The sequence below is a fragment of the Paenibacillus sp. Y280 genome (assembly GCF_056786335.1).
This window is the reverse complement of sequence record NZ_JBXCIW010000051.1, coordinates 1-3,512: the sequence shown is the minus strand read 5'-3', so window position 1 is coordinate 3,512 and position 3,512 is coordinate 1. Positions and strand designations below refer to the sequence as shown.

Here is a 3,512-nt window from a genome sequence, read left to right as displayed (position 1 = left end):
TTTCCCAGTATGTAAGACCCCTTGAAGACGACGAGGTTGATAGGTTCGGGGTGGAAGCACAGCAATGTGTGTAGCTGACGAATACTAATCGGTCGAGGGCTTATCCTAAAAGGTTTGTTTGGACCCATACATCCGGCAGACACAGTTAAAGAGGTTTTCAGCAAACCTGATCTTTCGTATCCAGTTTTCAAGGTACAAATGCTTGCCTTGTACCAAGAAACAACCCCACATGCCGTGGGTTTTATTGTGTCCCGGAGGCTTAGCTCAGCTGGGAGAGCATCTGCCTTACAAGCAGAGGGTCGGCGGTTCGATCCCGTCAGCCTCCACCATTATTATGAGTCATTAGCTCAGTTGGTAGAGCACCTGACTTTTAATCAGGGTGTCGTAGGTTCGAATCCTACATGACTCACCATTATTTTCTCACATGCGCGTATGGCGGAATTGGCAGACGCACCAGACTTAGGATCTGGCGGGCGACCGTGGGGGTTCAAGTCCCTCTACGCGCATACTTTTAACGAAAAAAGCCTTGCTAAGCAAGGCTTTTTTTTATTGACTGATAATCAAAATACGACTTTGAGATCGAATGATCCAAGGTTTTTTTTTGTAAAAGCTGCTAGCTATCGTGTACAATAAAGCCATTAAGGGAGGCTGATTCATGAACTTTTACGTAACTTTTTTCACAAATATGAGCATTCTCATAACCTCTGCCTACCTTTTTAACCTCCTGTATAAGAATTTGTTCCTGCAATCACCATCTATCGTCAAGAACAGCGTAATGATCGTTATATTTATTTTCTGCGGGTGGCTGGCGATGAAGTTTGGCGTACAACTGAATGAAGGTCCCGTATTAGATTTGCGTGTCGTGCCGATTATTTTCGCTTCCCTGATGTTCCGAAATCCATGGCATGTCTTCTTAATTGGATTGGGAATTGCCGCAACCAGGTACTGCGTCAACGGAGTAACGCTTAATGCACTTACCGGATCATTTAATATTGTCATATTGGGCATGGCCGCTTCAGGTCTCGTCATTCTATATGAGCGGAAGAAGTCTTGGAACTATCGATTGAAAGCGATTGTTTAGTATCTATGACTTCTATACGGAGCAGCAGCGTGCATTAGAGCTTCGCAATAAGAACGTGATCCTTGTGGAACAGACAAACGAGCTTAAAGAAGCGCACAAGGAGCTTGAAGATCGAGCGCTTCAAATTTTAAATTCTTCCAAATATAAATCGGAATTTATATCTAATATGTCGCATGAGCTCAGAACACCGCTAAACAGTATTATCCTTCTCTCTGAGCTTATCCGAGATAATGAGGCGGACAAGGATCAAAGCGAGAATCTGCAGTATGCGGAAATCATTCATACCTCCAGCAGAGAACTTCTGCGGATTATTAATGATATTTTGGATCTGTCGAAAGTGGAAGCACGCAAAATGGAGCTGTTCTGGGGCGAGGTATCCATCGAGGATATCACGCAGCTGCTGTATCATCAGCTTGGTCCGATGGCGGTTAACAAGGGGCTGAGCTTTGAGATCATTGTAGATGAGGCTGTACCAGCTCTGCTCGAGTCAGACGGACAGCGTTTGAGCCGGATTTTGCGCAATTTAATAGGCAATGCTGTTAAATTTACGAATCGCGGCAGCGTTACCTTGCACGTATCGAAGGAGCCGGGGGCTGGCTTCATTGCGTTTGCAGTTAGAGATACTGGAGTAGGAATTGATGAGAATAATCAGCAGCTCATTTTCGATACCTTTTTGCAAGAGGACAGCACCAATAAACGGAAATATGAAGGAACCGGGCTGGGACTCTCGATCGGCCAACAGTTTGCAAAGCTGCTTGGCGGTACGCTGACGCTGCGAAGCACAAAGGGAGTGGGCAGTGAGTTTAAGCTCATCTTGCCGCTGAATCCTCCAATTGACTCGTTATAGGCACGACAGGCTGCAGTCGAGCAGGATTTTTTCCAGATGCAGCAGGAGGTTAACATTTTTGGGGCAAGAAGCCTCACTTTGCGACTGACAGGGAATGGAATCATAAAGCTTTAACAGTTCAACCGTAACGGTAGTTCCTTGGTATAGGAAATAGAGTTAGAGTATGGAAAAAAGAAGCAGCGCTTTCCTCACGAGAGGGAGTTGCTGCTTCTTTCTTATTGCTGCCCCATACCGGTGTATACAAGAATGGCATCTCTTAAAAATTCAGCGCCGCCACGCTGATGTTTGTCGTAGTATGCGGTAAATCTCTCGTCATCCACATACATTTGAGCAATGTTAGCATGTGCTTCTTTACTGTAATGGCCCCAATAAAAGGTGAGCCATTGACGATGCAAATCAGCCGCTTTTTGCGCGAGCTCTCCGGAAGGGTTGCCGGTAGCAAAAGCCTCAGAGAGGACGCTTAGCACATCGGCGCCTAATTTTTCAATCTCTGCATGCTGCTCCTCCGTCATATTTTTAATCGCACGGTTAGACCGGTCCACTTGCTCATCTCCATACTTTTCTCTAATTTCTTTGCCAAATTTCTTCTCGTTGTCATCGATCATTTGTTGCTTGAAGCCTTCAAATTTCTCTTTGTTTGTCATTGTTATTCTCCCTTCGTTTTGGGCTAATGTTTTATCGACATTAGCGATTAGCAAATCTAATTGCTGTCTCTTTTCAAGCAGCTTCTGCCGATGCTCGCGCAGCGCGCTTTTTCCGTCAAAGGCGGGTGCGGTCACGATTAGTTTGATATCCTCCAAGCCGACGCCAAGCTCCCTGTAAAATAGAATTTGCTGCAGTCTATCCACTTCCGCTTGCCCGTAAATGCGATAGCCTGAGGAGTTAATTCGTGCTGGCTTAAGCATCCCGATCTCATCGTAATAGCGCAGTGTTCTTGTGCTAATGCCAGCCAGCAGCCCTAGCTTTTTTATGGTGTATTCCATGTGCTCACCTCCTGACAAGATCATCGTACACCTTCACGCAGCGTGAAGGTCAACTGATTTTTTTGATTTAAAATGCCTGGGAACACGAAGAATTATCGATAAAATGAAGTTAAGGAATAGAGAGTATTGTGGTAGTCTTACCGTATTATAGAGGGTTAACACGAAATAAAGCATTCCTGATTGGGGATTAAGAATACATAACTTAATTTGATTAATAAGCGATAATACATAAGATTAGCAGCTGATCTTTGGCTATAAATGATAATAATATTGAAAATAATAAAATAAATTAAAAAAAGACTTGCAATACTATAAAGATACATGGTATATTCTAATTCCGGCCGAGAGAAACATGCGGACGACAAGCAAAACAAGCTCAACACAAGAGAGAATAGATTGCTCTTTGAAAACTGAACAACGAGTAATAACTGCCCTTATGATTCTAACGAATTGTAAGAAAAAGCGATAAAAAGTAATGAGCAAGTCAAACACATGAAGCTTTTCTCTTCGACATCGCGTCGAAGCGAAAACTTCCATTTGGAGAGTTTGATCCTGGCTCAGGACGAACGCTGGCGGCGTGCCTAATACATGCAAGTCGAGC

At 44.1% G+C, this 3,512-nt stretch carries 3 protein-coding genes, 3 tRNA genes and 2 rRNA genes; 7 read left to right on the top strand and 1 reads right to left on the bottom strand.

Features of this window, described 5'->3' with window-relative positions:
- From AC1TPC_RS26745 to AC1TPC_RS26720, 6 genes are all read left to right on the top strand, one after another.
- Nucleotides 1–108: ribosomal RNA gene (locus AC1TPC_RS26745) — 23S ribosomal RNA — on the top strand; the annotation flags it as partial.
- Between the two features lie 145 nt (nt 109–253).
- Nucleotides 254–329 (top strand) — tRNA-Val (locus AC1TPC_RS26740).
- Between the two features lie 7 nt (nt 330–336).
- A tRNA-Lys gene (locus AC1TPC_RS26735) sits at nt 337–412 on the top strand.
- A gap of 14 nt (nt 413–426) precedes the next feature.
- A tRNA-Leu gene (locus AC1TPC_RS26730) sits at nt 427–506 on the top strand.
- Nucleotides 507–655: 149 nt separating this feature from the next.
- Nucleotides 656–1,081, top strand: coding sequence for a hypothetical protein (locus AC1TPC_RS26725; protein ID WP_482069759.1), 426 nt, complete (start codon nt 656–658; stop codon nt 1,079–1,081).
- Nucleotides 1,074–1,928 carry a sensor histidine kinase gene (locus AC1TPC_RS26720; RefSeq protein WP_482069758.1) on the top strand — a complete coding sequence of 285 codons (855 nt, stop codon included), beginning with the start codon at nt 1,074–1,076 and terminating at the stop codon, nt 1,926–1,928. The genes AC1TPC_RS26725 and AC1TPC_RS26720 overlap by 8 nt, the downstream gene beginning before the upstream one ends.
- Nucleotides 1,929–2,143: 215 nt before the next feature.
- Here AC1TPC_RS26720 and AC1TPC_RS26715 read toward each other — a convergent pair whose 3' ends face one another.
- Nucleotides 2,144–2,911, bottom strand: coding sequence for a MerR family transcriptional regulator (locus AC1TPC_RS26715; protein WP_482069757.1), 768 nt, complete (start codon nt 2,909–2,911; stop codon nt 2,144–2,146).
- A gap of 534 nt (nt 2,912–3,445) precedes the next feature.
- Between AC1TPC_RS26715 and AC1TPC_RS26710 the strand changes: the two genes are divergently transcribed.
- A 16S ribosomal RNA gene (locus tag AC1TPC_RS26710) occupies nt 3,446–3,512 on the top strand; the annotation flags it as partial.

Coding starts and splice junctions, on each gene's coding strand:
- AC1TPC_RS26725 (WP_482069759.1), top strand. CDS start 656: ATGAACTTTTACGTAACTTTTTTCACAAATATGAGCATTCTCATAACC.
- AC1TPC_RS26715 (WP_482069757.1), bottom strand. CDS start 2,911: ATGGAATACACCATAAAAAAGCTAGGGCTGCTGGCTGGCATTAGCACA.